A 6,002-nucleotide genomic window follows, 5' to 3' on the forward strand; every position below is an offset into this window, starting at 1 on the left:
GCAACGCTGGAAGTAAGGTCAGACCTGCGTGAATCGCCACTGCTGATTGGTGGTGCCCTGGCAGGTCCATTGCACCAGCCGCGCACCGTCGGTCGCCGCGTTGCCGAAGACGTCGATGCACAGTCCACTCAGGACGTTCTTGATGACGTAGGCAACCCCGGTCGCTGTCGGGGTCGGTGCCGGCGTCGCGACAGGTGCCGGTTCGATGGTGAACCTCTGGTTGTCGTCGTTGTTGCACCGGTACTGCTGCAGGTACGCCCCTGCGGTGGTGGAGCGGGCGGCGACGTCCAGGCACTTGCCGGAGTGCACGGCCTTGAGCATGACGGTGCCGCCGCCGGCGTCGATGACCTGCCACCGCTGGTTGTCGGCGCCGGTCCCGGGCCATTGAAGGACCGGGGTCCGATCGGCGACGGAATGCGCCTCGACGTCCATGAGCTTGCCGCTGTGCTCCGCGGTCAGCGTCCATGTCCGCCCGGTGATCGGCGTGGTGACCGAAGGGCTTGGCTCCGGTGTCGAAGATGCGGTGGGCCCGCGGGTGACCGGTGCCGCTCCTTTGGTTGTGGATCCGGTGGTGGCCGGTGGTCGCGGCGGTGTCGGCGGTGCGACCGCGACGCGGGTGGGCGTGGGTGCCGCCGGTGGCGTGGACACCGCGATCGGTGTGACGACGACACCGGCCACGATGACCGTGCCCGCGATGAGGGAGACGATGGGATGTGCCGCTATCGCGGCGGCGAGCTTGCCGGTCAGCGAGAAGTGCGCGGTGCCGGTCGCGGCGACGCCGGAGGCGGCGTGCGCGATCGAGCTCGCCGCGCCCGTGGCGGCCGCCGGAAGCAGGCCTTTGGCCATGAGCGCAGCGATGAGCGTGGCCGGGACGGGCAGCACGGCGAGGGCCGTGATGATCTTTTCGATCCTGATCAGGTCTGCCGTGGTCCCAGTGCAGACGGCGCAGTCGCGGATGTGTCGGGCGATCCGTTTGCGCCAGACGGTCGACGGCTGCGCGTCCCATCCGGACACGAGGGTGTCCAGGCCGGCGCAGCGAGGCTCGGCGGCGAGGGCGCTGACGATTCCCCGGCATCGCTCCAGCTGCTCGCGCATCCGCTGCAGCCGGACACCGGCGTGAGCGACGTTCACCCCCATGGCTTCGGCCACCTCGGCGCGGCTCATGAGTTCCGCCGTTTCCTGCCACCACAACGAGAGCAGTGTCCGGTCGTCCGGCTCCAGCCATCGGCTCGCCTCGGACAGCTGGCGTCGCTCCTCCGCGAGCTGCAGGTGCAGCACTGTCGTGCGCTCGATGTCCGCCGCGCTGTCCGCGACGTCGGCCGCCTCCTCGATCACCGTGGTCCGCGCTGCCGCGGACTGCCAGCGGTCCCTGTGTCTGCCGATCTGGTGCATCGCCACAGCGGCCAGCCACGGTCGGAAGCTCTCGGGATTGCGCAGGCCCGGCAGGTCCCGCAGCACCAGCAACAATGTCTCCTGCACGACATCGTCCACGTCGGCGGGCCGGCCCACGGCCCGGCCGACGATGTTGTACAGCAGCGGCAGGCACGCCGAGATCAACTCGTCACGTGCGTCTCTGCTGCCGGCCTGCGCGGCGATGACCAGCGGCGCATAGTCACCCCGGAACGTCAGGGGTGGTACAGAGGACGGCTTCCGCAGCCTGGGTGCCGGTCCGCCGGGCATGTCAGGTCCCACAATCGCTGTCATGAATGCGCAGGTCGTGCATCGGCCCATCACAGTGGCGACGGAAGGCGATGGTGTCAAGATCCCACCGCGGGGCGGTCCATTGCGCGAATGCGCATAACAATTTTCACGGGAGCGATTCAGCGACGTCTCGAACGTTTCCGGTCATGAGTGCACGACACATCGGCCCGGTGGCTGCACAGGGTTCCGTGAAGCATGAGATTCCGGACGGATCGACTGCCGCCGGCCGCGACGGACAGTCACGCTCACGGTTTCCGAGCCGTGTCTGCGCCGCCCAGCGTGCTGGAGCCATCTCCGGAAGTCAATATTTTGGCGGGTACGAGCAGGTCGGCGGCGCTTTCCGGCCCGCTCGGCCGGTGGAGCGCTCTCACCGGCCTCGTCCGTTTGGCCGGTCGAACTCAGTCGATCGGTGGAGGTCAGGCTACGGCTTTGTTTCGGTGGCGTTGCGCCGTTGCGGCCGAACATCGAAACATTTAGTCTGCTCTCCGCCACCTTTAGTCGAAACCAGCAAAAGTTCTGGGCTTCAACGGCGAAAGTCCCCACGCTACGTGCTCCACCGATGCTCGACCGCGATCACGGCCGTCTTCGATGGTTACGGTCAGTTAGGGGTTTGCGATGCCTGAAACACCTGAAACGCCGGCTGCGCCATTGCTGCAGTTGCGCGGGATCGGCAAGTCCTTCCTCGGGGTCCGTGTCCTCGCCGATGTCGATATCGACGTGCGGGCGGGTGAGGTGCACGCGGTCGTCGGCGAGAACGGCGCCGGCAAATCGACCCTCATGAAGATTATTTCCGGCGTGTACACCCCCGACGGCGGCGCCGTCGAGCTCGACGGGCGCGCCGTGCACTTCCGCGGGCCGCGCGACGCGCAGGCCGCCGGCATCGGGATCATCCACCAGGAGTTCAACCTGCTGCCCGAGCGGACCGTCGCGGAGAACGTCTTCCTCGGCCACGAACCGGTCCGCCGCGGCCTCGTCGACCGCAAGGCCATGCACGAGCGCACCGCGGCGCTGCTCGCCACCGCCGGCGAGACGTCCTTCGACCCCGGCGTGAAGGTCGGCCGGCTCGGCGTCGCCCAGCAGCAGGTCGTCGAGATCGTCAAGGCCCTCGCCCTCGACGCGCGCCTGCTCATCATGGACGAGCCGACCGCCGCCCTCGCCGACCACGAGGTCGAGCTGCTCTACGCGCTGGTGCGCCGCCTGCAGGAGCGCGGCATCGGCCTGCTCTACGTCTCGCACCGCCTCGCCGAGGTGTTCGACCTGTCCGACCGGATCACCGTGCTCAAGGACGGCCGCCGGGTCACCACCCTCGCCACCAAGGACACCACCGGCGACCAGCTCGTCAAGCACATGGTCGGCCGGGAGCTGGCCGGTTACTTCCCGCCCAGGGCGGCGCCGGACGACCTCGGCGCGGTCCGCCTCGCCGTCCACAGTGGAACGAACCACAAGCTGCGGGGCGTCGACGTGCGGCTGCGCGCCGGGGAGATCCTCGGCATCGGCGGCCTGCAGGGCTCCGGCCGCTCCGCGCTCGCCCGGGCGATCTTCGGCGCCGACCCGTTCACCGGCGGCACCGTCGAGCTGGACGGCGCGCCCGTGCAGCTGCGCTCGCCCCGTGCCGCGATCCGGGCCGGCATCGCCTACGTCACCGAGGACCGCAAGGCCGAAGGCATCGTCGGCGGCCAGTCGGTCCTGGACAACGCCTTGCTCGCCGGGCGTGCCGTGTTCCCGTCGGGGCTCTTCTCGATGGGCGGCCGGGCCGACCGCACCGCCAACGTCCGTGAGCTGCTCACCGCCGTCGAGGTGCACGCCGCCGGCGAGGACCAGGAGATCCGCTTCCTGTCCGGCGGCAACCAGCAGAAGGTCGTCCTGGCCCGCTGGCTCGCGCTCGGGCCGAAGATCCTGCTGTTCGACGAGCCCACCCGGGGCATCGACGTCGGCGCCAAGTCCGCCATCCACGACCTGGTCCGCAAGCTCGCCCGCGACGGCGCGGCCGTGCTGATGATCTCGTCGGAGCTGCCCGAACTGCTCGGCATGAGCGACCGGATCGTCGTCATGCGGGACGGGGCCGTGGCCGGGGAACTGCCCGCCGGCGCGAGTGAGGAAGACGTCGTCGGTCTCGCCACCGGCGCCGTGACCACCGAAGAGGTGAAGGCATGAACGGCCCGCAGCGGAGCGAGGAGCTGGTCATCATGAGCGCAGCGGAGGTGGCGGCATGACCATGGCCCCGCCGGTACCGGCGAAGACCACCGCGATCCGGCTCAAGGCTTCGGCCGCCGGACCCGCCCGCGGGGTCTACATCGCCCTCGCACTGACCCTGGCGATCGGGTGGATCGTCGTCGCCATCGACGGCGGCTCGCTGTTCAACCAGTCCACCGTGGTCAGCCTGCTGCACGTGGCGACCGGCCTCGGCCTCGTCGCCGTCGGGCAGACCCTGGTCATCCTCGCCGGCTCGCTCGACCTGTCCGTCGCATACGTGATCAGCATCAGCACCCTCGTCGCGGCCGAGACGATGGCCGGTAAGGACGGCAACATCCTGCCCGCCGTCGGGCTGGTGCTGCTCGTCGCCGCGGCGATCGGGCTGGTCAACGGGCTGCTGGTGACCAAGCTGCGAATCAACGCGTTCATCGCCACGGTCGGCGTCGGGCTGCTGCTCAAGGGCTACCTCGACAACGGCTACGACGGCCCGGCCGGCAAGACCGCGCACGCGTTCGTGCAGGGCCTCGGCTACCAGCGCGTCGGACCCGTCCCGGTCGCGTTCCTGCTGCTGCTCGCGGTGGCCGCGGCGGCCTGGTTCGTGGTGCGCAACACCCGCTTCGGCCACCACCTCATCGCCGTCGGCGGCGACCCGGACGTGGCCCGGCTCTCCGGCGTCCGCAACGACCGCATCCTCATCACCGCCCACGTGCTGTGCGCGCTGTGCTCCGGGCTCGCCGGCATCTACCTCGCCAGCCGCCTCGGCTCCGGCGCGCCCCGCGTCGGCGTCGAGGGCCTCTACGACCTCGAGTCCATCGCCGCCGTGGTGCTCGGTGGCACGGCCCTGGCCGGCGGGCGCGGCGGCGTCCTCGGCACCGTCGGTGGTGTCCTGCTGCTGGCCAGCATCGACAGCATCTTCAACCAGCTCGAGGTCGACGCGTTCTTCAAGCAGGTCATCCGCGGGGTCATCATCATCGCCGCGGTGGCCGTCTACGCCCGGCGGATGCACCGCCGCCGCACTGCGACCCGGAAGGCGGCGGCATGACGACCACCGTTGCAGAGACGCCGGCCCGCCGCAGGGTCAACCTCCTGAAGCCCGGCGGGATCGCGCCCATCCTCGGGATCCTCGCGATCCTGCTGGTGCTGGTCGCGATCCGGCAGCCCGACTTCTTCGCCCCGGCGTCGCTGCTGTCGTTCATCGGCCGGTCCGCGCCCATCATCCTGCTCGCCGCCGGGCAGTACTTCGTCATCGTCTCCGGCGAGTTCGACCTGTCCGTCGGGTCGCTCGTCACCGCGCAGGTCGTCGTCGCGGCCCGGCTCATCGACAGCGACCCCGACAAGACCTGGCCGGTCATCGCCGTCGTGCTCGCGTTCGGCATCGTGGTCGGGCTCATCAACGGCCTCGTCACCACCCTGCTGAAGGTCCCGTCGTTCATCACGACCCTCGGCATGTACCTGATCCTCGTCGGCGCCGTGTACCTGTGGTCCGACGGCGCGCCCAAGGGCGGCCTGTCCGAGGAGTTCCGCCGCTTCGGCCGGCGCGCGTTCGAGGACGTGCCGCTGCTCGGCCGGGTGCCCTACGCGCTGCTCGTCCTGCTCGGCGTGGCCGCCGTCGCCATCGCGGTCACCCGGTCCGACTTCGGCCGCACCCTGGTCGCCGTCGGCGGCAACCCGCGGACCGCCGAGCTCACCGGCGTGCGGGTCTGGCGCACCAAGACGATCGCGTTCGTGCTCAGCGGCGTCCTCGCCACCGTCGCCGCGATCCTGCTCGGCGGCTACAGCGGCGTGTCGTTCCAGGCCGGTGCCGGCCTCGAGTTCGGCGCCATCACCGCCGTCGTCCTCGGCGGGGTCGTCCTCGGCGGCGGTCGAGGCGCCGTCGCCGGCGCCATGCTCGGCGCACTGACCCTCGAGACGCTCTTCGCCCTCCTGAACTTCTACGGCGTCTCCGGCGCCCTCCGGTCGACCGTCCAGGGCCTGATCATCCTCATCGCCGTCGCGGTCGGATCACTGCGCCGTCGCTGAGGCACGCACCCCAACACCCCATCCCGAGGAGCACACGTGAGACGTACCACGTCCGTCGTCGCGGCCATGAGTGCCGCGTTGTTGATCCT

Annotated in this window: 4 protein-coding genes; 3 read left to right on the plus strand and 1 reads right to left on the minus strand. The window is 70.2% G+C overall.

Annotated elements, in window-relative coordinates:
- Positions 1-18: 18 nt before the first annotated feature.
- Complete coding sequence (locus tag Dsi01nite_RS56580; RefSeq protein ID WP_239137292.1) at positions 19-1,704, minus strand: sigma-70 family RNA polymerase sigma factor; 1,686 nt, start codon at positions 1,702-1,704, stop codon at positions 19-21.
- A 612-nt stretch (positions 1,705-2,316) separates the two neighbouring features.
- On the opposite strand from Dsi01nite_RS56580, the gene Dsi01nite_RS56585 reads away from it, so the two are divergent.
- Genes Dsi01nite_RS56585 through Dsi01nite_RS56595 form a run of 3 tightly spaced genes read left to right on the plus strand, consistent with a single transcriptional unit; the run spans position 2,317 to position 5,913 of the window.
- The gene (locus Dsi01nite_RS56585; protein WP_203854832.1) at positions 2,317-3,855 is read left to right on the plus strand and encodes a sugar ABC transporter ATP-binding protein; all 1,539 of its coding nucleotides are present in this window, start codon (positions 2,317-2,319) and stop codon (positions 3,853-3,855) included.
- A gap of 55 nt (positions 3,856-3,910) precedes the next feature.
- Complete coding sequence (locus Dsi01nite_RS56590) at positions 3,911-4,936, plus strand: ABC transporter permease (protein WP_239137294.1); 1,026 nt, start codon at positions 3,911-3,913, stop codon at positions 4,934-4,936.
- On the plus strand, positions 4,933-5,913 hold the full coding sequence (locus Dsi01nite_RS56595; RefSeq protein ID WP_203854833.1) for an ABC transporter permease: 981 nt from the start codon (positions 4,933-4,935) through the stop codon (positions 5,911-5,913). Before Dsi01nite_RS56590 ends, Dsi01nite_RS56595 begins: the two co-directional genes overlap by 4 nt.
- Positions 5,914-6,002: the final 89 nt, after the last annotated feature.

It is taken from the genome of Dactylosporangium siamense (assembly GCF_016862795.1).
Taxonomy (GTDB): domain Bacteria; phylum Actinomycetota; class Actinomycetes; order Mycobacteriales; family Micromonosporaceae; genus Dactylosporangium; species Dactylosporangium siamense.